This is a genomic window from Corallococcus exercitus, from assembly GCF_003611585.1.
Taxonomy (GTDB): Bacteria; Myxococcota; Myxococcia; order Myxococcales; family Myxococcaceae; genus Corallococcus; species Corallococcus exercitus.
The window spans coordinates 1-22,296 of sequence record NZ_RAVW01000128.1 but is presented as its reverse complement, the minus strand read 5'-3'; the positions used below and the strand labels follow the sequence as shown (position 1 = coordinate 22,296).

18 protein-coding genes are annotated in these 22,296 nt (G+C 70.8%); 8 read left to right on the top strand and 10 right to left on the bottom strand.

Annotated features, from left to right (window positions below; genetic code table 11):
- The 7 genes from D7W79_RS17745 to ureA form a co-directional block, all read right to left on the bottom strand.
- On the bottom strand, positions 1 to 434 hold a 434-nt coding region (locus D7W79_RS17745; RefSeq protein ID WP_338078809.1), incomplete at its 3' end, for a DUF6597 domain-containing transcriptional factor.
- Entirely contained in the window at positions 434 to 2,845 is a 2,412-nt protein-coding gene (locus D7W79_RS17740) for a sensor histidine kinase (protein WP_120526569.1), read from the bottom strand. The genes D7W79_RS17745 and D7W79_RS17740, both read right to left, overlap by 1 nt.
- Before the next feature lie 140 nt (positions 2,846 to 2,985).
- The gene (locus tag D7W79_RS17735) at positions 2,986 to 5,466 is read right to left on the bottom strand and encodes an ATP-binding protein (RefSeq protein ID WP_244221827.1); all 2,481 of its coding nucleotides are present in this window, start codon (positions 5,464 to 5,466) and stop codon (positions 2,986 to 2,988) included.
- A 72-nt stretch (positions 5,467 to 5,538) separates the two neighbouring features.
- Complete coding sequence (gene ureG, locus D7W79_RS17730; protein ID WP_120526566.1) at positions 5,539 to 6,255, bottom strand: urease accessory protein UreG; 717 nt, start codon at positions 6,253 to 6,255, stop codon at positions 5,539 to 5,541.
- A gap of 25 nt (positions 6,256 to 6,280) precedes the next feature.
- Positions 6,281 to 6,943, bottom strand: a complete 663-nt coding sequence (locus D7W79_RS17725) for an urease accessory protein UreF (RefSeq protein ID WP_120526565.1) — start codon at positions 6,941 to 6,943, stop codon at positions 6,281 to 6,283.
- Positions 6,944 to 6,957: 14 nt separating this feature from the next.
- Positions 6,958 to 8,673: an urease subunit alpha gene (gene ureC / locus D7W79_RS17720; protein ID WP_120526564.1), complete on the bottom strand. Its 1,716-nt coding sequence runs from the start codon at positions 8,671 to 8,673 to the stop codon at positions 6,958 to 6,960.
- Positions 8,670 to 9,455, bottom strand: coding sequence for an urease subunit gamma (gene ureA, locus D7W79_RS17715; protein ID WP_120526563.1), 786 nt, complete (start codon positions 9,453 to 9,455; stop codon positions 8,670 to 8,672). Before ureA ends, ureC begins: the two co-directional genes overlap by 4 nt.
- A 126-nt stretch (positions 9,456 to 9,581) precedes the next feature.
- On the opposite strand from ureA, the gene D7W79_RS17710 reads away from it, so the two are divergent.
- A complete protein-coding gene (locus D7W79_RS17710; RefSeq protein ID WP_120526562.1) occupies positions 9,582 to 10,823 on the top strand; it encodes a hypothetical protein in 1,242 nt (413 codons plus the stop codon).
- Here D7W79_RS17710 and D7W79_RS17705 read toward each other — a convergent pair whose 3' ends face one another.
- Entirely contained in the window at positions 10,824 to 11,666 is an 843-nt protein-coding gene (locus D7W79_RS17705; protein WP_120526561.1) for an urease accessory protein UreD, read from the bottom strand.
- Between the two features lie 210 nt (positions 11,667 to 11,876).
- On the opposite strand from D7W79_RS17705, the gene D7W79_RS17700 reads away from it, so the two are divergent.
- The 3 genes from D7W79_RS17700 (at position 11,877) to D7W79_RS17690 (ending at position 14,827) form a co-directional block, all read left to right on the top strand.
- Positions 11,877 to 12,932 (top strand): hypothetical protein, encoded by a 1,056-nt coding sequence (locus D7W79_RS17700; protein ID WP_120526560.1) that lies wholly within the window; start codon positions 11,877 to 11,879, stop codon positions 12,930 to 12,932.
- On the top strand, positions 12,884 to 13,231 hold the full coding sequence (locus tag D7W79_RS17695; protein WP_120526559.1) for a hypothetical protein: 348 nt from the start codon (positions 12,884 to 12,886) through the stop codon (positions 13,229 to 13,231). Before D7W79_RS17700 ends, D7W79_RS17695 begins: the two co-directional genes overlap by 49 nt.
- 222 nt (positions 13,232 to 13,453) lie before the next feature.
- Positions 13,454 to 14,827: a hypothetical protein gene (locus D7W79_RS17690; protein ID WP_120526558.1), complete on the top strand. Its 1,374-nt coding sequence runs from the start codon at positions 13,454 to 13,456 to the stop codon at positions 14,825 to 14,827.
- A gap of 132 nt (positions 14,828 to 14,959) precedes the next feature.
- On the opposite strand, the gene D7W79_RS17685 is transcribed toward D7W79_RS17690, so the two are convergent.
- Positions 14,960 to 15,163 carry a YtxH domain-containing protein gene (locus tag D7W79_RS17685; RefSeq protein ID WP_120526557.1) on the bottom strand — a complete coding sequence of 68 codons (204 nt, stop codon included), beginning with the start codon at positions 15,161 to 15,163 and terminating at the stop codon, positions 14,960 to 14,962.
- A 226-nt stretch (positions 15,164 to 15,389) separates the two neighbouring features.
- Between D7W79_RS17685 and D7W79_RS17680 the strand changes: the two genes are divergently transcribed.
- The 4 genes from D7W79_RS17680 to D7W79_RS17665 all read left to right on the top strand — a co-directional run bounded on the left by D7W79_RS17680 (position 15,390) and on the right by D7W79_RS17665 (position 20,617).
- Positions 15,390 to 16,946, top strand: coding sequence for an alpha/beta hydrolase-fold protein (locus D7W79_RS17680; RefSeq protein WP_244221826.1), 1,557 nt, complete (start codon positions 15,390 to 15,392; stop codon positions 16,944 to 16,946).
- Positions 16,943 to 17,287 carry a hypothetical protein gene (locus D7W79_RS17675; protein ID WP_120526556.1) on the top strand — a complete coding sequence of 115 codons (345 nt, stop codon included), beginning with the start codon at positions 16,943 to 16,945 and terminating at the stop codon, positions 17,285 to 17,287. Before D7W79_RS17680 ends, D7W79_RS17675 begins: the two co-directional genes overlap by 4 nt.
- Before the next feature lie 77 nt (positions 17,288 to 17,364).
- The gene (locus D7W79_RS17670; RefSeq protein ID WP_120526555.1) at positions 17,365 to 18,624 is read left to right on the top strand and encodes a PPC domain-containing protein; all 1,260 of its coding nucleotides are present in this window, start codon (positions 17,365 to 17,367) and stop codon (positions 18,622 to 18,624) included.
- A 172-nt stretch (positions 18,625 to 18,796) separates the two neighbouring features.
- Entirely contained in the window at positions 18,797 to 20,617 is a 1,821-nt protein-coding gene (locus tag D7W79_RS17665; RefSeq protein ID WP_120526554.1) for a TcdA/TcdB catalytic glycosyltransferase domain-containing protein, read from the top strand.
- Positions 20,618 to 20,643: 26 nt separating this feature from the next.
- Here D7W79_RS17665 and D7W79_RS17660 read toward each other — a convergent pair whose 3' ends face one another.
- A complete protein-coding gene (locus tag D7W79_RS17660; protein WP_158616989.1) occupies positions 20,644 to 21,771 on the bottom strand; it encodes an alpha/beta fold hydrolase in 1,128 nt (375 codons plus the stop codon).
- Positions 21,772 to 22,296 lie beyond the last annotated feature (525 nt).

The following is a 22,296-nucleotide window of genomic DNA, read 5'->3' as shown; positions in this document are numbered from 1 at the left end:
CCCGCGTCCCCCTCCCGCCCGGGCAGCCGGTCCAGCAACAGCCGCTCCAGCAGGGCGAAGCGCGCCGCCGTCCCCGCCACCTCGCCCAGCCGCTCGCGCCACTCGCGCGCCTCGCGCGGCCAGAGGTCCCCCAGCGCCACCGTCGCGTCCGTCAGCTCCAGCAGCGGCAGCCGCAGGAAGGGCTGCGCGCCCCCGGGCCGGAAGCGCACCGCGACGAAGGCCGCACGCGCGGACAACGGCACCACCTCCGCCGCCTGCATCGCCCCCACCACGCGCAGCCCCACCCCGTCCGTCAGGTCCACCAGGATGTCCAGACACCCGTCCGGCAACACCCGGTGCACGCCCACTGGCGCCGCTCCCGACAGCTCCAGCGCCCAGTAGCACTGGACGTACGGCGCCAGGGCGGCGCACGGCTTGACCTCCACGTAGCGCATCAGGCCGCGTCCGCGACGGCCGCGCGGGGCAGCCATACCGTGAAGCAGGTGCCCTTCCCCGGCCCCTCGCTGCGCGCCTGGATGCGGCCGCCGTGGCGCTCCACGATTTCGCGGCAGATGGCCAGGCCCAATCCCAGGCCTCCGGCGTAGTGCTCGGTCGCGTTGCGCGCGCGGAAGAAGGGCGTGAAGAGCTGCGACAGGCTCTCCTCCGGAATGCCGATGCCCTGGTCCTCCACCTCCACCCGCACCTGCCCGTCCTCCTCGAGCACCCGCATCACCACCGGCGCTCCCGGCTGCGAATAGCGCAAGGCGTTCTCCACCAGGTTCGTGAGCAGTTGATCCAACCGCTGCTCGTCCCACCGGCCCACCAGCACCCCGGCCGGAGCCTCCAGGAACACCAGGCCCTGTCGCTCCGGCCGCGCGGACTGGATGCGCTCCACCACCTCGCGCGCCAGCGCCACCAGGTCCAGGGGCGCCACCGTCAGCGCGAAGCGCCCGGACTGCAGCCGCGACACGTCCAGCATGTCGCCAATCAGCCGCGTCAGCCGGTCCACCTGCCGGTTCAACCGGGCGAAGGTCTCCCGCTGGCGCTCCGGGTTCATCCCCTGCCCGGACTCCGACTGGCGGATGAGCAGGTCCAGCGTCGCCTTCAGCGGCGTCAGCGGCGTGCGCAGCTCATGGCTCGCCATGGACAGGAACTGATCCCGGATGGCGATGGCCTCGCGCAGCTCCTTCTGCGTGCGGTCGATGCGCGCCGCCATCTCGTTGAAGCCCGACGCCAGCTGCGCGACCTCGTCGTCGCCCTCGGCCCGCACCCGCTGCTCCCGCGCGGGCGTGCCCAGCGCGGCGAAGCCGTCCCGGAGGCTCTCCAGCCGCTGCGCCACGTCCCGCCCCGCCCACTGCGACAGCACGAGCGCGATGGCGCCCGCCAGCACCGCGATGGCCACCACCCACGCGCCCATGCGCGTCACCGGCGCGAAGGCCTCACGCAGCCGCGCCGTCACCACCACCGTCCAGGGCGTGCCCTCCACCTGCGCGTGCACCACCAGCAGGCGGCGCCCCGACGCATCGAGCGCCTCCCGCATCCCCTCCGGTGCCGCCAGCGCCTCCTCTCCCAGGAGCTCCAGCAGGGGCGCGCGGGTGAGCACGTCGCCGTGGTCCGTCTCGCGCAGCAGCGTCCCGTCGCGCCGGTCGAACAGCTCCACGTGGTAGCTGCGCGAGGCGAGCGTCGGCTGCAACCCCAGCCGCTGCAGCGACAGCCCGCCCACGAGGATGACCCGCTTGCCGTTCCCCGCGTCCACCGGCACCGTGAAGACGACGAAGGGCAGGTTCGCGCGGGTGAGGAAGGGCCGCGACAGCAGCACCTGGGAGCCGCCCTTCAGCGCGTCCTGGAAGTAGTCCCGCTGCGCGAAGTTGCCGGCGATGCGGTTGAGCCGCACGGAGGGCACCAGCGTCTCCCCGGCATCGTCCAGCAGCCACGCCGCGTCGAACAGCGCGACCTCGCTCTCCAGCAGCTCCACCGTCTCCCGCATGCGCTGGCGGTCCCCGGCGCGCACCGCGGCGATGAAGCCCGCGTCCCGGCCCTGCGCGCGCAAGAGCGAGCGCGCCAGGGTGGCCGTCTGCTCCAGCCACGCCGTCTCCGCGGCCACCGCCTGCCGCGCCTTGCCGCGCAGCTCCTCCTCCAGGGCCCGCTGCGCCAGGTACGACGTCACCGCGCCCACGCCCAGGATGGGCAGCACCGACGCCAGCGCCATGCCGCGCAACAGCCGCCAGCGCACCCCCGCCAGCACCGGCACCCGGCGCATCCCCAGCAGCACCACGCACGCCAGGGACAGCACGGCGTACACGCTCATCCCCGTCCACGAGGCGCGCACCGCCAGCATGACCGTCATGTAGAGGAAGGCGGCGCTCAGCCCGCCCAGGGCCACCCGGCCATACCCCGGCCGCCGGCGCCACAACCCCACCGTCAGCAGGGCGCCCGCCGCCAGGAGGACCGCCCCCAGCGGCCTGATGCCCTCCCCGGTCTCCTGCGGCGAGAAGCGGCTGAAGCCGTCGGGGACCAGCAGCATCAGCGTCCCGAAGCACAGCGACACGCTGGCGATGAACACCGTCAGCAGTCCGCGCCGTTGGAAGCGCGCGGTCTGCTCCAGCAGGAGCGTGGCCACGAGCAGCGGGTAGAAAAGGGCTCCCGTCCGGCTGAAGAACAGGATGCTGGCGGCCCACCAGTAGAACGCCACCGCGCCCAGGAAGAGCGCGCGCCCCACCCACCCCACGAAGCCGGGCCAGGTGGGGTACAGCAGCGAGGCGATCATCGTCGCCGAGCCCACCAGGAACAGGCTGCCGAGCGAGCGGATGTGCGGGTAGATGAGCTGGAAGAGGGCGGCCCCGAACTCATAGGGAACGAAGACCATCGTGGTCCCCACGACGAGCCCGAAGGCCGCCGCGAACCACTCCACTCGTGCGCGCTCCAGGATGCCCACGGGGGCAGAGTACACAACCCGGGCGGGAGCGCGCGGCCCCCTTGTCGCCGCCGCGCTCGCCCTGTCGTGCCTCAGGCCGCTTCCGCGATGGCCGCCCGGGGCAGGTTCACCGTGAAGCAGGTGCCCTGGCCCGGCCCGTCACTCCTCACGCCGATGCGGCCGCCGTGGCGCTCCACGATTTCGCGGCAGATGGCCAGACCCAATCCCAGTCCTCCGGCGTAGTGCTCGGTCGCGTTGCGCGCGCGGAAGAAGGGCGTGAAGAGCTGCGGCACGCTCTCCTCCGGGATGCCGATGCCCCGGTCCTCCACCTCCACCCGCACCTGCCCGTCCTCCTCGAGCACCCGCACCACCACCGGCGCTCCCGGCGGCGAATAGCGCAGGGCGTTCTCCACCAGGTTCGTGAGCAGCTGATCCAACCGTTGCTCGTCCCACCGGCCCACCAGCGACACCGTGGGCAGCTCCAGCGTCAGCTGCTCCGCGCGCTCCGGCCGCGTGACCTGGATGCGCTCCACCACCTCGCGCGCCAGGGCCGCCACGTCCATGGGCGCCACCGTCAGCGTGAAGCGCCCGGACTGCAGCCGCGACACGTCCAGCATGTCGCCAATCAGCCGCGTCAGCCGGTCCACCTGCCGGTTCAGCCGGGCGATGGTCTCCCGCTGGCGCTCCGGGTTCGTCCCCTGCCCGGACCCGAGCTGGCGGATGAGCAGGTCCAGCGTCGCCTTCAGCGGCGTCAGCGGCGTGCGCAGCTCATGGCTCGCCATGGACAGGAACTGGTCCCGGATGGCGATGGCCTCGCGCAGCTCCTTCTGCGTGCGGTCGATGCGCGCCGCCATCTCGTTGAAGCCCACGGTGAGCTGGGCAATCTCATCATCGCCCCGGGCCGGCACGCGCTGCTCCACGGACGGCGTGCCCAGCACGGCGAAGCCGTCCCGGAGGCTCTCCAGCCGCTGCGCCACGTCCCGCCCCACCCACTGCGACAGCACGAGCGCGATGGCGCCCGCCAGCACCGCGATGGCCACCACCCAGCCGCCCATGCGCGTCACCGGCGCGAACGCCTCGCGCATCTGCGCCGTCACCACCACCGTCCACGGCGTACCCTCCACCTGCGCGTGCGCCACCACCATCCGGCGCCCCGTGTCATCGAACGCCTCCTGCAGCCCCTCCGGCCGCGTCAGCGCGCGCGCCCCGACGAGGTCCAGCACCGGCGCCCGGGAGAGCACGTTCCCGCGCTCCGTTTCGCGCAGGAGGCTGCCGTCGCGCCGGTCGAAGATCTCCACGCGGTAGCCGGGCGAGGCCAGCGAGGGCTGCAGTCCCAGCCGCTTCAACGACAGCGCGGCCACGAGGAAGGCGCGCCGGCCCGCGCCCAGGTCCATGGGCACCGTGAACACGACGAAGGGCAGGTTCGTGCGGGAGAGGAAGGGCCGCGACAGCAGCACCTGGGAGCCGCCCTTCAGCGCGTCCTGGAAGTAGGACCGGTACGCGAAGTTGCCGTTCACCCAGTTGAGCCGCACGGAGGTCATCAGCGTGTCGCCGGTTTCATCCAGCAGCCAGGCCGCGTCGAACAGCCCGGACTGGCTCTCCAGCAGCGTCAACCGCTCCTGGATGCCCTCGCGGTTCCCCGCGCGCACCATGGCGACGAAGGCCGGCCCCTGGCTGTACACGCGCAACAGCGAGCTCGCCATGGAGGCCGTCTGCGCCAGCCACGCCGTCTCCGCGGCCACCGCCTGCTGCGCCTTGCCGTGCAGCTCCGCCTCCAGCGCCTTCTGCGCGAGGTAGGACGCCACCGCGCCCACCGCCACGATGGGCAGCACCGACGCCAGCGCCATGCCGCGGAACAGCCGCCAGCGCACCCCCTCTAGCGCCGGCCACCGGCGCCCCCACACCAGCAGCGCGCACGCCAGGGCCAGCACGGCATACGAGCCCAGCCCCGACCACGAGCGCCACGACGCCACCCCGATCGTCAGGTTCAGGAACAGGAGGCCCAGGCCCCCCAGCGCCAGGCGGCAGAGGAGCGGCTTGCGGCGCCACAGCCCCACGGCCAGCACCGCCCCCAGCAGGAAGAAGAGGAGGCCCGTCCACCGCACGTAGGCCCCCATCGCCGCCATCGCGAAGCGCACGAAGCCCTGGGGCGCCCAGGCCATCAGCACCCCGAAGCACAGCGCCACGCCGGACAGGAACGCCAGCAGCAGGCCCTGGCCGCGGCGCAGGGTGCGCCGCTCCATGACGAACATGGCCATCATGAGCAGGTAGAGGACGGTGCCCGTGGGGCCGACGGGCAGGACGCAGACCGTCCACCAGTAGATCGCGAGCGCGGCCAGCATGAACGCGCGCCCCACCCGGCCCACGAAGGGGGGCCAGGCCGGGTACATGAGCGCGGCGAGCATCACCCCCGCGCCAACGAGGAACAGGCTCCCCAGCGGCCGGACGTACGGATAGATGTACTGGAAGAGGACGGCGCCGAACTCATAGGGGACGAACACCATCGAGGTGCCCACCACGAGTCCCACCGCCACCGTGATCCACTCAACGCGTGCCCGCTCCAGGAGTTCCACGGCGCGCACCCTGACACAACCCGCCCCGAGGTGCCGGACGGGTGCCAGGAGAAAGGACCGTTCGTCAGGTGGCTATCTTCGCCGCCAGGCATCCAGCAGGTGGCCCACCACCGCATCCACACCGACATCCCGTGTGACCTGCGTGAAGACAAATGGCCCCTCGCCACGCATCTTCCGGGCGTCGCGCTCCATCACGCCCAGGTCCGCGCCCACATGCGGTGCGAGGTCCGTCTTGTTGATGATCAGAAGGTCCGACTGCGTAATACCGGGCCCGCCCTTGCGAGGCACCTTGTCACCGCCGGCCACGTCGATGACGTAGACCGTGTAGTCCGCGAGTTCGCGGCTGTACTGAGCGGCCAGGTTGTCGCCGCCGCTCTCCACGATGAGCAGCTCCGGGTGCAGCTCCTCCATCAGCTGCTCCAGCGCGAGCAGGTTGTGGCTGATGTCCTCGCGGATGGCCGCGTGGGGGCAGCCGCCCGTCTCCACCGCCTTGATGCGCTCCGGGGACAGGGCCTGGTTGCGCACCAGGAACTCCGCGTCCTCCTTGGTGAAGATGTCGTTGGTCACCACGCCCAGGCGGTACTGCTCACGCAGCTTCTTGCACAGGGCCAGCACCAGCGCCGTCTTGCCGCTGCCCACCGGCCCGCCAATGCCAATCGTGAAGGCGCGCTGCGAATAGTCGCGCCGGTGCGGCTTGTCGCGCGCGTCGAAGTGGCCCGGGTGGTCCCAGTCCTCGTGCGTGTGCTCGTGCCCGTCCTGCCCATGGCCGCGGTGGTCGTCGTCGTGCATGTCGCGCTTCCTTTCGTCTGTGGTTTCAGGACAGGAACAGCCGTGAATACAGCCGGTCATGCGTGGCGCCCACCAGGTCCCAGAACGGCGCGGGCTGGGCCAGGTCCTCCACGCCCGATTCCCTGCATTGCTCCAGGACGGCATCCAGCAGCGGCGTGGCCGCGTGCTGCACCTGGTGGGATTCATGCGTGCCGATGACGCCCATGCGCACGCCCGCGGACAGCGCGCCCCGCAGCGTGAGCGACAGGAAGAGGCGCTGCGCGTCCTCCCGCTCCACCTCCAGCGCGCGCAGCACCGCGCCGAACACGGGCGCGTGGTGGAACTTCACGCCGGCCGCGCGGGCCGCCTCGCGCACCGGACCCACGGCCTCCGGGAAGATGCGCGCGCAGGTGTCCAGGAAGGCCCTTCCTTGGGTGCGGCTGGCCCGGTTCGCGACGTGGTTGGTGAGGAACGCGTCCGCGCGCGCATCCAACGACGGCAGGGCGCCGGGCTCGCGCCACGCCGCGCCCAGCAGCGGCAGGCCCCCCAGGCCCGCCTGCCACACCAGCGCCTCCACGAAGCGGCGCACGTCGCCCGCGCCGCGCACCTCGCCGGCCTGCACCGCGGCCTCCAGCCCGCCCGAGTGCGCGAAGCCCCCGGTGGGAAAGCCCGAGTCCGCCAGCTGCAACACCCTCCAGCCGGAAGCCATGGCGTGCGCCCCTTTCAGAACAGCGAGTAGCGCTGGGCCAGGGGCAGCCAGGTGGCGGGCTCGCAGCGCAGGAGCTCTCCGTCCGCGCGGACCTCGTAGGTCTCCGGATCCACCGTGATGACGGGCAGCGCGTCGTTGAGGCGCATGTCCTTCTTGCCCAGCTTGCGGCAGTTCACCACCGCGGACAGCCGCTTGGTGAGCCCCAGCCCCTGCACGGTGCCCTCCTTGAGCGCGCGCCCGGACACGAAGGCGATGCTGGTGGAGCCCCGCGCCCGGCCGCGCGCGCCGAACATGGGGCGCATCATGTAGGGCTGCGGCGTGGGGATGGACGCGTTCGCGTCCCCCATCTGCCCCCACGCGATGAGGCCGCCCTTGAGCACCAGCTCCGGCCTGGCGCCGAAGAAGGCGGGCCGCCACAGCACCAGGTCCGCGAGCTTGCCCACCTCCACGGAGCCCACCTCGTGGGACAGCCCGTGGGCGATGGCCGGGTTGATGGTGTACTTCGCCACGTAGCGGCGGATGCGCAGGTTGTCGTTGTCGCCCTGCTCGCCGGGGAGGCGCCCGCGCTGCTCGCGCATCTTGTGCGCCGTCTGCCACGTGCGGGTGATGACCTCGCCCACGCGGCCCATGGCCTGGCTGTCGGAGGCCATCATGCTGATGGCGCCCAGGTCGTGGAGGATGTCCTCCGCGGCAATCGTCTCTCCGCGGATGCGGCTCTCCGCGAAGGCCACGTCCTCCGGAATCTCGCGGTCCAGGTGGTGACACACCATGAGCATGTCCAGGTGCTCGTCCAGCGTGTTCACCGTGTACGGCCGCGTGGGGTTGGTGGAGCTGGGCAGCACGTTGGGCGCGCCGCACACGCGGATGATGTCCGGCGCGTGCCCGCCGCCAGCGCCCTCCGAGTGGTACGTGTGGATGGTGCGGCCCTTGAACGCGGCCAGCGAGTCATCCACGTAGCCGGACTCGTTCAGCGTGTCCGTGTGGATGGTGACCTGCACGTCCTCCGCGTCCGCCAGCGTGAGGCACGTGTCGATGGCGGCGGGCGTGGTGCCCCAGTCCTCGTGCAGCTTGAGCCCGATGGCGCCCGCGCGGACCTGGTCCAACAGGCCGTCCGGCAGGGACGTGTTGCCCTTGCCGGTGAGGCCGATGTTCAGGGGCAGTGTGTCCGTGGCCTCCAGCATGCGCGCCAGGTTCCACGCGCCCGGCGTGCAGGTGGTGGCGTTGGTGCCGGTGGCGGGGCCGGTGCCGCCGCCCACCCAGGTGGTGATGCCGCTGGCGATGGCCTCGTCCGCCTGCTGCGGGCTGATGAAGTGGATGTGCGTGTCCAGGCCGCCCGCGGTGAGGATGAGTCCTTCACCCGCGATGACCTCCGTGGTGACGCCCACCACCATGCCCGGCGTGACGCCCGCCATGACGTCCGGGTTGCCCGCCTTGCCGATGGCGGAGATGCGCCCCGCCTTGAGGCCCACGTCCGCCTTGAAGATGCCCGTCCAGTCCACCACGAGCGCGTTGGTGATGACGCAGTCGAGCGCGTCCGCGTCCCCCGCGCCCGCGCGCTGGCCCATGCCTTCGCGCAGCACCTTGCCGCCGCCGAACTTGCACTCGTCGCCGTAGACGGTGGCGTCGCGCTCCACCTGGAGCCACAGGCCGGTGTCGCCCAGCCGCACCCGGTCTCCCGTGGTGGGGCCGAACATGTCCGCGTAGTGGCGTCTGTCCATGGTGCGGCTCATGACTGGCCCTCCCCGGGGGTTTCTTCCTGGTGACCGAAGCCCTGCGCACGCACGGCCTGGAGCAGCCGCTCACGGCCTTCGTCGGACACCTTGCCGCTGCCCAGCGCGTTGCCGCCGCGCACCACCTGCTCGCCCGCGATGGGGACCAGCGACACGGTCTTCACCTCGCCCGGCTCGAAGCGCACCGCCGTGCCCGCGGGGATGTCCAGCCGGTGGCCGTAGGCGCGGCCCCGGTCGAACTCCAGCGCGCGGTTCACTTCCGCGAACGCGTAGTGGCTGCCCACCTGCACGGGCCGGTCGCCCCGGTGCGTGACGCGCAGGGTGATGGCCTTCCGGCCCGCGTTGAGCTCCAGCGCGCCTTCCGCCGCGCGCACGTGTCCGGGCGGTCCTTCCGGCGACGCGGCGGGCACGGTGAAGCGCTCCAGCGGCGGCACCGGCAGGAAGCTGCCGTAGAGGGCCAGCGCCAGGTCCCCGTGCTCCGCCACCACCGGGTGGTGCACCGTCACGAGCTTGGTGCCGTCCGGGAAGGTGCCCTCCACCTGCACCTCCGCCAGCATCTCCGGCACGCCGTCCATCACCTGCGCGCGGCCCAGGAACCGGCGCCCCAGGTCCATCAGCTCCGCCACGCTGCGGCCGTCACGGATGTACTCCAGCAACTGCGTGGCGATGAGCGCCACCGCCTCCGGGTAGTTGAGGCGCAGGCCTCGCGCCAGCCGCTTCTGGGCGACGACGCCCGCCTGATGCAGCAGCAGCTTGTCCACGTCACGGGGGGACAGATGCATGGAGTCCGACTCCCTTGGCTCTTCCGGGTGCGGGATGCGACGGCCGGCCAGACCCTAGCGCTACGCGTCAGCGCGGGCCAGGATGGGCGGACGTCCAGTGTTGTCCTCCCCCTCCTGGAGTCCCCCATGAAGAGCTTCAAGGCCGGCTTCCCCAAGACGCCGAAGGCCCCTCCCGCCCCGCCGAAGGTGACGAACACGGTGGCCCAGGACCCGACCTTCTCCAAGCCGGGCACGCCTGCCGCGAAGCCGCCGTCCTCCACGGCCACGCCCACCGGGACGCCCACGGGTTCACCGAACGTCTCCCGGCCGGGCACGCCGGACAAGACGCCGCAGGGGGACGCGTTCAAGCCGTCCGGAAGTCCCGGGGCCTCCTCGTCGTCGCGCCCGAACATCGACGCGCACTCGCTCCAGGGGCCGCAGGTGCAGTCGCCCCACCTCTCCGAGACGGAGATCGCGGACCTGGCCATGGGCCGCACGCCGGGCAAGGGCAAGGCCGTGACGCCGCGCCCTGAAATCCAGCAGGTGGTCCAGGAGATGAAGCAGGAGGTGCCGGGCGCGGAGGTGCTGCGCTACACGGACCAGGGCGGCCACCCGATGCTGAAGCAGCCGGGCCTGCCCGCGGGCGCCGACGCGGGCGTGTGCAGCGCGATGACCTCCGAGTGGATCCGCACCGGCATCGAGGCGGGTGGTGATCCGCTGAAGGGCTCACAGTCCTTCGGCAAGCTGACGGACAACCACTTCGGGAAGCTCATCGACAAGCAGCACGCCGAGCACCTCCAGAGCAACTCGCTCACGTCGAAGAACAACGAGCACCTGGCCGACATCGCGAAGCTCGAGGGCAGCGTGAAGCTGCTCCAGGGCAAGAGCGCGCAGCGCAAGGAGCTCAACGAGCTGCTCACCCACCCCGACCTGACGCCGGAGCAGCGCCAGGGGCTGAAGGCGCAGCGCAGCGAGCTGACCCAGGAAATCAAGCAGGGGATGGCACAGCTCAACCAGGACCAGGCCGCCATCGCGAAGAAGCAGGAGTCCCTCTCCGGTCTGGTGGACGACTTCCGCACGGGCCGTGGCGGCGGTCACCCGGGCGTGAAGGTGCAGGACTTCGAGCCCATCGACGGCGAGACCTTCGGGCAGAAGCTGTTCGAAGGCACGAAGGAGAACGGCCACTACCGCATCGGCCTGCGCAAGCCGGGCGAGGCCGCGGAGGGCCACGTGCTGGGCCTGCACAAGACGGACGGCCCCAACCGCCTGCTGGATGCCAACACCGCCGAGTGGAAGACGAACAACCACAAGGACGCGGTCAACCTGACGCTGGAGCACATCGACCGGCTGTACCCGGGCTACGGCTCCTTCGACATCACCCGCTATTAGTCACACCCGCCGGGCCCACGGGTCGTCCCCCAGCAGGCCCGGCAGGAACGACAGCCAGTCGCGCGTGGTGGACAGCAGCGTCTCCAGCGACACGGCCGCCACGCGCAACAGCAGGCCGTCCTCGCCCAGGGGACTGGCGGAGACCACCTCCCGGGCGCGGGGCTTCACCGGCAGGCCCGCCACGCGCTCGGCCAGGGCCTGGCGCGCGGAGGCCAGCGCGGGCCCCACCAGCAGCACCGACGCCAGCGCGTCGAAGCGGCCCAGCCGCTCCGGCAGCGCGCCGTGCGCGGGGTCCAGCACCCACTTCTCATCCACCAGCGCGCGCCCTTCCCGCGCGACGCGCAGGCGCGAGGCGTAGTGCAGGAAGGCCCAGCGCTCGCCCCGCGCGCTGCGCCCCGCCGTCACCACGTCCGCGAGCACCAGCGACGCGCCCGGCGCCAGCGTCACGTCCAACGTCTGTGAATAGCGGGCGTCGGCGAAGCAGACGGTGGGGTCCGGCACCCACGCCAGCAGCGCGTCCCGGCCCACGCGCGCCAGCAGGTCGCTGCGGCAGCCATGGGGGGAACGATAGACGCGGTTGGCCCCCTGGGTCGCGAGCAGCGCCGAGGCCCCGTCCGCCACGTCCACCTCCAGCCGCAGGTGGTCCCCATCCACCAGCCCGCCGCCAAAGGAGCTGGTATAGGCCCACGCCGCGTGGCCGTGGTTGCGAGGCGTGAGCAGCCGCAGCGGGCTGTGCGCCAGCGCGGTGCGCACCACGGTGCGGGGACCGGAGCGCTCGAACGCGAGCCGCGCGACGCCCGCGCGGGCTGCCTCCAAGCGGGGGCCGGGAAGGGCGGAGATCACCCTTCGCTTCTAGCACGGCGATGCCGCACCGGGACTGCTCCGGGTCCCGGCCCGCGCGGGCCCCGGTAGCGTTCCGCGCTACAAAAAAGCGTCAGGCGCCCCGCCCCGCGCAGGTGCCAATGACTGGCACGCAACCTGCTCTTGGGCGGGCCGCCAATCCTGACATCCCGTGCCAGGAATGGCGGAACCCCATCCCCAAGGGACTGCACCATGCACCGTCGCTCCCCCCGCGTCCTCGCCCCCTCCTGGCTTCGCTCGCTGACCCTCTCCTCGTTCGCGGTGGGTGGCCTGTTCGTGGCCGCGCCCGCCCACGCCGCTGAAACGAGCGAAGCCCCCGCCACCATCGTCGACGTGTCCATGCAGGACGGCGAGCTGACCGCGCGCATCCGCTGGTCCGCGGAGTCGAAGGACCTGCCCGAGGAGGTGGAGGTCCTGTCCTATGACGGCACGGAGAAGCCCTCCGCGGGCGAGCGGCTGACGCCGAAGCCCGGCGAGGAGTCGGAGGTGAAGCTGTCCGGCGCGGTGCAGGAGCCCTGGGAGACGGGCTGGGCGCAGCGGCTCGTCGTGCGGGAGGCGAAGGGCCGGGAGCTGGCCAGCCAGCCCTATGACGTCAGCCTGGCCTGCGAGGACGAGAAGACCTGTCAGTTGACGGCCACTCCGGGCATCTCCGCCAGCCGCGAGGTCCTGCACGTGAGCAACGGCCTGCAGAAGACCCTCGCCACCATCGAGAAGGAGCTGGGGGCGAAGGAGTTCGACCTGGTGCACGAGGTGGCCCGGCGCGAGCCCTCGCTGTTCGGCGAGGCCCTGAGCTACGCCCAGGGCAAGTTCAAGTACGGCCCCGCCGAGGGCTGCCAGTGCACCTGGCAGACCACCTACGCGCGCAGCAACACGTCGGGGACGAGCCTGGGCGCGGCGCACGACCTGTACGCGCGCCCCTTGCTCCAGACCCGCCCCGCGAACGCCCGCCTGTCCACGCAGGGCACCAGCCGGATCACCCTGACCCTGAACTGCACGTCGCTGGCCTCGATTCTCTTCCAGCACGTGGGCATCCGGCAGCCCGGCGGTCTGGTGAAGCCCGTGCTCATGCCCCAGCCCGTCTACAGCACCTGCGCCGGAACGTGCAGCGGCCGGTTCAGCCACTTCGGCCGCATCACCGGCCTCGTGACCGCGCAGAGCACCTCTCCCTTCCCCCCGCCACCCTCCTCAACGGCACGGCCATGGAGCAGAGCAAGTACCACCTGGGCAACTCCCAGAGCCCGCTCCTGAACGAGACCCGCTACGCGCCCGCCGACAGCGGCTTTGACGTGATGACCACCGTGAGCAACGTGAGCAGCGGCTCCGGCTACGTCCAGACGTCCGGCGAGGCCTTCTACGCCTACAACGGCAACCCCGCCTACTGGCAGCCGCGCGGCCGCGCGCAGGGCGGCTACGCCATCGCCGTCCAGGGGTTCGCGGTGTGTCCGGGCGGAGGCCTGAACCCCATGGGCCGCGCCTGGGACACCGCCACCACCCAGGGCAACCAGGCCAGCCTGACGCAGAGCATCTGGGACTTCCTCGGCCTGTAGCCCTCCGCGCCACACCCGGCGGGTTTCCGTGACGCGAAGGGATACAATCCCAGCGCAAGCAAAGACTTCGCGAACATCGTGGAAATCCACGCATTTCCTCCGAAGCCAGAAACAATCACAGACACACCGCAATCCCTGGCACGGGACCTGCTCTGACAGGAAACCGCCCTCCGGCCTCAAGCGCCGGAGGGTGGACCCCCATTCCGCGTAAGGGATTGCCACATGCCCCATCACTCCTCGCGAGGCCTGCCGGGCCTCGTTCCGTCCTGGCTTCGCTCGCTGACCGTCTCCTCCTTCGCGCTCGGGGGCCTGCTGCTGTCCGCGCCGGCCCACGCCGCGGAGCAGGAGGAAGAACATCCGCCGGTGGCCACCATCCTCGAGGTGGCGCTGGAGGACGGGGAGCTGACGGCGCGCATCCTGTGGACGGACCGGCAGGAGGACCTGCCCGCGTCCTCGAAGCTCGTCTCCTATGACGGCAAGGACACCGTCAACGCGGGCGAGGAGGTGACGCCCAAGGCCGGTGAGGTGTCCCAAGTGAAGCTGTTCGGCGCGCTGCACGCGCCGTGGGAGACGGGCTGGGCCCAGAAGCTGGTCCTGCAGGACGACCAGGGCGAAGCGCTGGCCACGCAGCCCTATGACGTGAACCTGGACTGCGCGGATGAAAAGGAATGTGGCCTCACGGTGACCGCGGGCGTCGCGTCGGACGCGAACGTCGTGCACGTGAGCAGCGAACTGGACGCCGTCGTCACGGAGCTCAACGCGAAGTACGGCGAGGGCGAGTACGACCTGGTGCAGGAGGTCTCCAGGAACTTCCCGCACCTGCGCGGCGAGGCCATGGTCTACGCCCACCAGCTGTACCCGTGGTACCCCCTCTCCGGCCCTTGCACGTGCAACTGGCAGTCGGTGACCACGCGCAACCCGACCACCACCCTGCCCGTCTTCGTCTCGCTTCCCAACCGCTCCCTCCATGGTTGGAACGGACCGGGCCCCAAGCACACGCTGAGCGCCAACGCGCTCACCTCGTACCCGCTGGCGCTCAGCCGGACCCTCAGCGGCTCCAACCAGCTGTCGCTGCGGCTCAACTGCTCACGGTGGATCCGCTACTACTGGTGGGATGTCCTCGTGCACCGCCCGGGCGGCCTGTTCCCCGTGCGCTTCCCCTTCCCGGTCAACGTGCCCTGCACGTCCCCCTGCCTCGCCCGCTTCGACCACCTGGGCCGCGTCAGCGCGCGCACGTCCATCAGCAACACCGCCAGCGCGCAGGAACAGGCCACCTGGCGTGTGAACGGCGGCGCGCCGCTCATCAGCCAGAGCGCCACGCAGAATGGCGCCTATGACCGGCAGCTCACGGCCACCGTGTGGTCGTTCACGGGCAGCACCAACACGGTCGACGCGTCGGGCTCCGTGACGATTCCGAGCACGTCTGGCTTCGCGAGCGCCTTCGTCGCCAACGGCTACGCCCAGGCCATCCGCGGCCAGCTGTCCTGCCCCAGCATCCCCGCCGTGGGCATCGGCCGCGTGTCGGATTACGGCACCACGCAGGGCGGCAGCCAGCCGCTCAGCCTGTACCTGAGCATCTGGAGCTTCCTGTACTGAGCCCGTGAACGACAACACCCCGGAGGCCGGCACCGCGAAGGGTTCCGGCGTCCGGGGTGCTTGCGACAGGGCGACCCGGCCCGCCTCCGGAAACGACACCGGACCCACGGGCCCTCACCCCTCCACGAGAGACTACTTGTCGGTCGCGTCCTCGACCTTGTCGCCGGCCTTCTCCATGGCGTCGCCCGTGGCGTCGGCGGCGTCCTCGGCCTTGTCCTTGGCCTTGTCGCCGGTCTCCTCCATGTCGTCCTTGGCGGCCTCGCGGGTGTTGCGGTGGCAGCCCGTGCCCACGGACAGGGCGCCCAGCGTCAAGGCCAGCAGGGTCAGCTTCTTCATGCGGTGCGACTCCTTCGCTTGAGGGGGGTGGCGGGATGCGTCCCGCCCTCCCCGGTGCGCGGCGCAAGGTAGGCACTGTCCTCCAGCTGCCAAGTGCCTGCCCCGGGGATTGCCCACACCGGACGTCCGGGTCTTCCGGGCCCTCCTGAAGGTGTCGGGGCGCGCTGCTAGGGTGCGGCTTCACGAGGGGGGCCTGTCTTCGCGTCCCCCGGAGGCCCATCCATCCATGGCGTTGTCGTCCTTCCGGCCCGCGCGGCCCACCCTGTTGCTTGTCCTGGCACTGACGGCCCTCTGGGGCTGTAAGTCCGACGACCCGAAGCCCGTCGAGCAGCACTTCTCCGACGTGCAGTTCGACCTCACCGTGCCGCCGGAGACGCCGGCCAACGCGGAGCTCTTCCTCACCGGCCCCAGCGCCACGTTCGGAGGCACGGACGGGAGCGGCCTGGAGCTCGTCTACCAGGGCGGCCGGGTGTTCAGCCTGAAGGCCCGGCTGCCCAAGGACACCGCCTTCACCTACGCGGTGCGGATGACCGCGCCCACGGCCCAGGTAGCGCTGGACGCGCAGGGGGCGCCGGAAGCCGAGCGCACCGTCACCGTCCATGAGAACGAGGAGAATGTCGCCCTCACGGTGGAGCGCTTCGGCGCGGAGGGGGGGGAGACAGGCGCGAAGACCGTGTTCATCGTCCAGGTACCGGACATCACGCCGCCCAATGCCAAGGTGTGGCTGTCCGGAAACCAGCCGGAACTGGGGACCTGGAATGGCGCGGAGGTGGAGCTCTACAAGGCCATGGACAACGCCTACGCGGGTGCCGTCACCTTCGCCGCGGCCACGGGCCTGGAGTTCAAGGTGACGCGCGGCTCGTGGGAGACGGTGGAGAAGAGCGACACGGGCGCGGAGGTGGCCAACCACACCTTCACCACCGGCGGCGGCTTCGAGCGCGTGCCCGTGGTGGTCAAGGGCTGGGCGGACCTCACCACGCCCCCGCCGCCCCCGCCGCTCACCGGTGACGTGCGCTACCTGCGCAACGTCGTGCCCACGGACTCCACGCTCAAGCCGCGCGACGTCATCATCTGGCTGCCGCCCGGCTATGACACGGACACCACGCGCCGCTACCCGGTGCTCTACATGCACGACGGGCAGAACCTGATGGACGTGAGCACCGCGTTCGCCGGCGAGTGGAACGTGGATGAGACGGCGCAGGCGCTGGTGGAGTCCGGCAAGGTGGAGCCGCTCATCATCGTGGGCATCTACAACACCAGCGACCGCATCGCGGAGTACACGCCCGTGCCCTTCCCGCCGGAGTTCCCGAACGCGGGCCGCGCGGACGTGTACGGCCAGTTCCTCATCCAGGAGCTGAAGCCGCGCATCGACGCGGACTTCCGCACGAAGCCGGAGGCGGAGTTCACCGGGCTCGCGGGCTCGTCGCTGGGCGGGCTCGTCTCCCTGTCGCTGGGGCTCAAGCACCCGGACGTCTTCAGCCGTCTGGGCGTGGTGTCGCCGTCGGTGTGGTGGGCGGACCGGGAAATCCTCTCGGAGGTGAACGCGCTCACCGCGAAGCCCGCGCTGCGCATCTGGGAGGACATCGGCAGCAACGAGGGCTCCGGCAGCCAGGCGGAGACGGTGGCGGATGCCCAGGCGCTGCGCGACGCGCTGGTGACCAAGGGCTGGGTGCTGGACAGCGACCTCAAGTACACGGTGGTGGAGGGAGGCCAGCACAACGAGGCGTCGTGGAGCGCGCGCTTCGGGGACATCCTGCGCTTCCTGTACCCCGTCAAGCAGTGACGAAGCCGCCGCCCCCCACCACCCCGGATGGACGCTACCTGGTGGTGGATGGGCGGCTGTGGCGCCGCTCCAATCCGGCGCTCGGGCCCCGGCAGAGGGAGCTGCTGGTGGCCGCGCTGATGCGGGCCCGCGCCGACGTGGGCCGGGCGAAACGCGCGCGGGACGCGGGAGCGGAACGCCGCGCCCGTCAGCGCGTGCACCGCGCCAAGGTGGGCCTGGGGGAACGGGGCCCGCCGTGGTGGACGGACGGGACGCCGGACCTCAACCGGCGCCTCGTGCGCAACACGCCCTACGCCGCCTGGTTCCAGGGACTGCCTCAAGGCCCCGTGAACCGGTTGTGACTTGAACGCCCACCTCCGGGTGTGAAACACGCGTCCTGTCTCAAAGCTGTATTCCCCCCAAGACAAGGAAGTGTTTCATGCGTCACGCCTGGAATCGGCTGTGGTGGCTGGTGCCGTCGTTGCTCGTGGCGGCGTGTGGTCCGTCGCAGGAGTCGGTGGCGTCCGCGGAGGCTCCCGCGGAGGTCGGTGCGAGCACGCAGCCGGTGCTGTACCCGCCGCCCGCGCCCCCGAGCGGCAACATCGTGGACAGCACGGCGTTCCTGGGCCCGGTGGGGCTGAACGACGCGGTGCAGACGCGGTTCACGACGAACCCGCAGTCCCTGTCCTTCAGCTTCACCGTGTCCGCGGGCGCGCAGGTGAGCCTGGAGGTGACGCACCTGGGCAGCAGCATGTACCTGGACACGGGCCTGTTCATCTACGGCCCGAAGAACGCCAATGGCAGCTATGGCACCACGGTGCTCGCGCAGGACGACGACGCGGGCTACGGCCAGCTGTCCAAGGTGGCCAGCCTGACGCTGGCGCAGGGCGGCGAATATCTGGCGGTGGTGAGCACCGGTACGGGTGCGGGCAAGCAGTTCCGCCTCGCGCTGGGCTGTGTCAACGGAGCCTGCGCGCAGGAGGACCTGTTCACCGCGTGCGACCTGGACGTGGCCACGCGCATCGAGGTGTGTGACGAGAGCGTGGTGGAGACGCAGCAGGTGACGCCCGCGCAGGCGCTGCCCCAGTGCACGGACGCGCAGGACGCGCACAACGCCTGGCTGTCGCAGTGCGCGGTGCCCTCCGGCCAGAAGGCCTGGTGCGCCAACGGCGAGGCCGCCTTCACGTCGCGCATGTGGCCGGTGTGCAAGGACTTCTACCAGCGCTACTACGGCGCGGGCCCGCTGCCCCTCACGGCGCTGGAGGACAACGACGCCATCAACGAGGCCCGAGCCACGGGCCACACCTTCTGCAAGACGGGCGAGAACTACTGCGACGAGTTCCTCTGGACGTTCAACGTGCCCTCCATCGCGGGCACGCAGGCCACGCAGTTGGACTGGGTGGTGGAGGGCGCCTTCGCCGCGCTGCCGGAGCTGTCCTCGAACCAGCGCGTGCAGTTCACGCGACAGCCGGACCTGACGTACGCGGACTTCGCGAGCCGCATCGCGTGGGCCTTCCCGGACCTGGGCCAGGTGCTGCCGCAGGAGCTGGGCAACGGCACGGAGGTGCCGCAGGTGGCGCACTTCTACGACGACCCGCTGGTGGCCGCGGGCGCGCACGACTTCCACAACCTCTACATCGTCTACTTCCCCGTGTCGCACCGCACGGCGGTGTTCTGGCTCATCCAGCACGAGTACTGAGCCTCGAGGCCGGGCGGCGCGCCGCGCATCGCGCGCCGTCACTCCGCGGTGCCATCAATCACCTGCGTTCCCCGGTGACGCGTCCCGCGTCCGGGGCCAACGCGCCTTGCCCCTCCGGCCCGGCCTTCGCCCAAGGCGCGCCCATGGCGTTACGCTTGCAGGTGCCCCGGCCATGAGCGGCTACCTCTGTCGCAGCTGTGGCCTCAACAACGACCCGGACGACCCTCTCGACACCTGCCCCGGATGTCGCGAGCCCCTGTCGGCGTATTGTGCGAAGTGCAAGACCTCCTACACCCGGAGCAGCGCGAACACGAAGTGCTGGTGCGGCCAGCTCCTCGAGGACGACTGGAACTACAAGCGGCGCATCGACGCGGAGCTCCAACGCATCAATGAGGCCAGGGTCCCACGGTCACCGGTCGTGATACACCGGCCCGTGAGTCCACCGCCGCCCCGCGCGCGTCCCTCGCCGCTCCAGGGCCCGCCACCGCGGCCCACAGGTCCGCTGCCCACCGCGCCGGCCAGGCCCAGCCGCATCCCGAAAATCATCCATGGCACCTGGGCCGGTGGAGGGTCCATCGCGGCCGTCAAGACGCTGCAGGGCATCACCAGCTGGCTTGAAAAGACGGAGGGCCGGTCGGACTACCAGGTGTGGATCTGGTGGGACGACGCGCACCTCTACAACATGCACGTGCGCAAGGTCCTCACCGCGTTCCCCAAGACGCGCGCCCAATACGACCTCAGCGCCAACGGCGACGACCATCGCGTCCGGCGCACCGTCAAGCCAGGACGCGACCTGCACAACCTGCGGGTCCTCACACAGGGAATGAACCCGGATGAGAAGCTCGCGGTTACCAAGGCGCTCATCCAGGAGTCCTTCTCCGACCTGCAACCCCTGCGAGACCTGGCGGCGCGGTCCAACGGCCGTCTCAAGCTGTGCAACCTGCGCTCGCACGAGATGCTGACGGGGATGCACTTCCTCAACATGGAGGCCTATGAGCAGGAATTGACGCTGCGCGGGATGTTCGCCGCCGCCGCGTCCGACATCCTCCGTTACGAGGTGCTCTACAACTTTGGCGGTGTCTACATGGACGTGGACATCGACCTGCTCACGGACCTGGGCGAGCTTACCGTCGACCCGCATGGCGCGCTCGTGGGCATCACCCCCGACCGCAAGGGAGCCGCCTCCGCGGCGGATTATCCCGGGCGCAGGCACATGGCCTGCACGGCGGACTACGAGAACAAGAGCCTGTATCTCAGCAACTGCATCGTGGCCGCGGCGCCCCACAGCCCGGTCATCGACGCCCTGAGACAGACCATCCATCTGGCCTATCAGCTCATCGGGTGGCGCTCGCCCAAGGCGACGTTCGAGTTGGATCCCCAGCGCAAGCTGGAGTCCTTCTGGACGAACAACATCACCCGCGCCACGCTCGACCTGACGGGCCCCAACCTGCTGCGCGACATCCTCTGGATGTATTACGAGAACAGGCCCTGGGGGCAGATGCCGGCCGCGTGCATTGGACGGCTGTGCGGCTCCCTGCCGCTCGCACCGGCGTCAGCGAGCGCCTCGGCCTCACCGGCCTTCGACCGCGTCGCCCCCGTGTGGCGGGATGACGCGGCCGCGCACGTTCCATTCTGGACGTGGGTCGCGGCGCACGCGGCCTTCCCCATGGTGCACGTCAAGTGCGACACCGCCGCCGCGGACGCGAGCGATTGCCTTACGGCCAACCTCCAGATGGCACCGAAGAAGAAGGGCAAGCCGCCAGAGCAGGAGCCTTTTCACTTCGCCCGCTTCCCTGAAATCGCCCGGGGAGGGCTTCTCAAGGGCATGTTGAACGACCTCCACACGAACCATGGCGTGAAGACGCCGCTGCCCGACAACATCAAACAGGGCGATAGCATCCTGTGGGCATCCATCCAGTGGGAGGTCGTCGAGTTGGGCAAGCAAAAGGGACTCGACCCGACCCGCCGGCCCATCATCCTGAAGCGGCTCTGACGCCCCGCGAGGGAACGCAAGCGCGTTCAGGGCGCGCCCGGCGCCAGCGGCAGCACGTCCCGCACCAGGTGGAGGAGCACGCGTCCGGGCTCCTCCACCATCATCATGTGGGCGGAGTGCTCGAACCACACCAGCTGCTTGCCCGGCGCGCGCACCCGCTGGAGCCAGTCCGCCGCGACCTGCGAGGGCGTGGTCGTGTCGTGCCGCCCCGCGAAGAGGATGACCGGGCAGCCGAAGTCCGTGACCTGGGAGTAGTCGAACCGCGCCATGTCCGGCAGCAGGCGCGGCAACGACAGCTGGGAACCCAGGTCCATCGCCTCCACGTCCCGGGCGGTGTAGTCGGGGGAGAGCTCGGCCAGGTTCAGGTAGTGGTGGATGTCATCGCGCCCATGCACCAGGCCTCCGAACGCGTTGCTCCACTTGCGCTCGATGCCCAGCTTCGCGAGAGGCATCGACCCGTCCGGCTCCGGGTAGGGCGCGATGGACTTCAGCTCCTGGACCGCGGCCGTGTTCTTCGCCGCATCCGCCGCGGCGAGCGTGAGGGCATAACCGACGCGCTCGTTCTCCTGGCCGCTGATGACCTGCCCCATGCCCACGTAGGCGAACAGCAGCTCGGGATGGCGGTGGGCCAGTCCCAGCCCGACGAGGCTTCCCCAGGAGTGCCCCAGGACGAAGACCTTCTCCTTGCCATAGCGGCTTCGCAGGTACTGGACGACCTCGGCGGCGTCCTCGGTGATGCGGTCGAGCGACAACGTGGGCGCGATGCGGGCAGGGTCGTTCGCGTTGTACGTCTTGCCGCTGCCGCGCTGGTCCCACTGCACCACGGTGAAGAAGTCCTCCCAGCCGCCCTGGAAGGCCCAGCTCGTCGGCAGCTCCGGTGAGGCCGGCCCTCCGTGGATCATCAGCAGAATGGGGTTGTTCCGGTCACGCCCCCGGACGGAGATCCACTGCTCCGTCCCGCCCACCGGAATCTTGAGCAGCTCCTCCACCCCATCACGCGTCACGATCTTCCGCGCGTCCGCGATGATGGCCCGCGCGTCCACGGCCGGCGCGGGCGGAGTGGAAGCACACGCCATCCCCAACGTGAGGCCACAGACCGCGAGGCACCGCGTGAGCACGGCAAGGCAGCGGCGCAGGGACGAGGTAAGCGGCATTCCGGGCGGTCCTCCATGAGTCGTAGCGGACAGATGGGGACGCATCGGCCTGATGGGAAGCCTCCTGGATCGTCGCGGGCGCACCGCGTCAGTCGGTCAGCTCCGTAGACCGCCAGAAGCGCGTTCACAAATCCTGGGGCGCCGAAGCCCTCCGCGAGAACCCACTAGGCGGAGCGCTGCGCCGTGTCGTGACGGTATGCCAGCACGAACGCCAGGGCAGGTCACGAACAGAGGCCCCCTGCCGGGAGCGACGTCCTCCAACTGGTCCGACTGTCGGACCAGTTCGCGCCGCCCGTCGCCGGAGGCAGCGCTGGCCCGGCGAGTGCCGAGGACGGTGGGCCCCTGCGTCCATGTCAGCCCCCTCTGGTTGGATGGGCGAAGCATTGGCGAGAAGGGCGGCGGAGATGGTGCGGGTGGGGCTCGTGGCGTACGTGGAGGAGCAGCTCGAGCGGGACATTTCGCTGGGGCGGCTGCCGAGGAACGGGCGGTTGGCCTCGGAGCGGATGATGGCTCGCTGGTATGGGG

Excerpts from the sequence above, each read along its gene's own strand:
- D7W79_RS17740 (WP_120526569.1), bottom strand. The coding sequence starts at position 2,845 with ATGGTCTTCGTTCCCTATGAGTTCGGGGCCGCCCTCTTCCAGCTCATC.
- ureG (WP_120526566.1), bottom strand. The coding sequence starts at position 6,255 with ATGCACGACGACGACCACCGCGGCCATGGGCAGGACGGGCACGAGCAC.
- D7W79_RS17725 (WP_120526565.1), bottom strand. The coding sequence starts at position 6,943 with ATGGCTTCCGGCTGGAGGGTGTTGCAGCTGGCGGACTCGGGCTTTCCC.
- ureC (WP_120526564.1), bottom strand. The coding sequence starts at position 8,673 with ATGAGCCGCACCATGGACAGACGCCACTACGCGGACATGTTCGGCCCC.
- ureA (WP_120526563.1), bottom strand. The coding sequence starts at position 9,455 with ATGCATCTGTCCCCCCGTGACGTGGACAAGCTGCTGCTGCATCAGGCG.
- D7W79_RS17710 (WP_120526562.1), top strand. The coding sequence starts at position 9,582 with ATGAAGAGCTTCAAGGCCGGCTTCCCCAAGACGCCGAAGGCCCCTCCC.
- D7W79_RS17700 (WP_120526560.1), top strand. The coding sequence starts at position 11,877 with ATGCACCGTCGCTCCCCCCGCGTCCTCGCCCCCTCCTGGCTTCGCTCG.
- D7W79_RS17695 (WP_120526559.1), top strand. The coding sequence starts at position 12,884 with ATGGAGCAGAGCAAGTACCACCTGGGCAACTCCCAGAGCCCGCTCCTG.
- D7W79_RS17690 (WP_120526558.1), top strand. The coding sequence starts at position 13,454 with ATGCCCCATCACTCCTCGCGAGGCCTGCCGGGCCTCGTTCCGTCCTGG.
- D7W79_RS17685 (WP_120526557.1), bottom strand. The coding sequence starts at position 15,163 with ATGAAGAAGCTGACCCTGCTGGCCTTGACGCTGGGCGCCCTGTCCGTG.
- D7W79_RS17680 (WP_244221826.1), top strand. The coding sequence starts at position 15,390 with ATGGCGTTGTCGTCCTTCCGGCCCGCGCGGCCCACCCTGTTGCTTGTC.
- D7W79_RS17670 (WP_120526555.1), top strand. The coding sequence starts at position 17,365 with ATGCGTCACGCCTGGAATCGGCTGTGGTGGCTGGTGCCGTCGTTGCTC.
- D7W79_RS17665 (WP_120526554.1), top strand. The coding sequence starts at position 18,797 with ATGAGCGGCTACCTCTGTCGCAGCTGTGGCCTCAACAACGACCCGGAC.
- D7W79_RS17660 (WP_158616989.1), bottom strand. The coding sequence starts at position 21,771 with ATGCCGCTTACCTCGTCCCTGCGCCGCTGCCTTGCCGTGCTCACGCGG.